Raw genomic sequence first — 1,259 nt, forward strand, 5'->3', positions numbered from 1 at the left:
CATGCCATGATCAATTTTCCGCATCCGCTGCTCAAGCAGGGGCTGGTCATTCTCGATACGCCGGGGCTCAATGCCATTGGCGCCGAGCCGGAACTGACCTTGTCATTGCTGCCCAATGCCCATGCCGTGCTGTTCATTCTGGCGGCCGATACCGGCGTCACGCAATCCGATCTGGCCATCTGGCGCGAGCATATTTGCGCCGGCGGCATGGCCCAGCGGGGTCGCATGGTCGTCCTCAACAAGATCGACAGCCAGTGGGATGAATTGAAATCGACCGAGGAAATCGACGCTGAAATCCAGCGCCAGGCCGATAGCAGCGCCGCCATTCTCGATTTGCCGGTCAGCCAGGTTTTCCCGGTTTCGGCGCAGAAGGGGCTGGTTGCCAAGATCAATGGCGACCAGACGCTACTCGAAAAGAGCCGCCTGCCCCTGCTCGAAGCTGCGCTCTCCGAGGAACTGATTCCGGCCAAGCGCGACATCGTCTGCGAGAGCACGGAAAGCGAATTCGGCGATGTCAGCCAGCGCGTGCGCAGCCTGCTCGATACGCGGCTGCTTGGCCTGCGCGAGCAACTGGCTGAACTAACCGAACTGCGCGGCAAGAACAAGGGCGTCGTCGAATACATGATGGGCAAGGTGCGGGCGGAAAAAGACGAATTCGAGTCCGGCCTGCAACGTTACTACGCCGTGCGCAGCGTTTTTTCAACGCTGACCAACAACCTGTTCAGCCATCTCGGCCTCGACGTTTTGCGTCAATTGACCCACGAAACGCGCGAAGCCATGCTGGAGGCCGCTTTTTCCAAGACGCTGTCCGATGCCATGGCCCGTTTCTTTGCCGGTTCGCGCGAAGCGCTGGCCAAGTCGAATGGCGAAATCAGCGAAATCCTGTCGATGATGGAGGCAGTGTACAAAAAATTCGCCATCGAGCACGGTCTCAAGCTCGGGGCGCCGACGACCTTCTCGCTCCTTCGCTACGAGAAGGAACTCGACCGCCTGCAGGCGTGGTGCAACGACCACCTCAACACGATGGTCAGCCTGCTTACCCACGACAAGAAAAACATCACGCAGAAATTCTTCGAGGAGGTCGCCACCCAGGTGCGGCGCGCCTTCGAGCATGCTAACCGCGACGCCGAGATTTGGCTGCGCGCCATCATGGCGCCGATGGAAACCCAGGTCCGCGAACATCAGATCCAGCTCAAGCGCCGCCTGGAAAGCATCAAGCGCATCCACCAGGCCACCGATACGCTGGAAGACCGGATCAT

At 59.7% G+C, this 1,259-nt stretch carries 1 protein-coding gene; it reads left to right on the top strand.

Annotated elements, in window-relative coordinates; translation table 11 throughout:
• Window positions 1-1,259 (top strand): dynamin family protein (locus ADADOO_RS01955; RefSeq protein WP_511274540.1); only part of this gene is annotated, 1,259 nt, incomplete at both ends.

Origin of the sequence: Azonexus sp. (genome assembly GCF_036170495.1) — a bacterium.
Classification (GTDB): Bacteria; Pseudomonadota; Gammaproteobacteria; order Burkholderiales; family Rhodocyclaceae; genus Azonexus.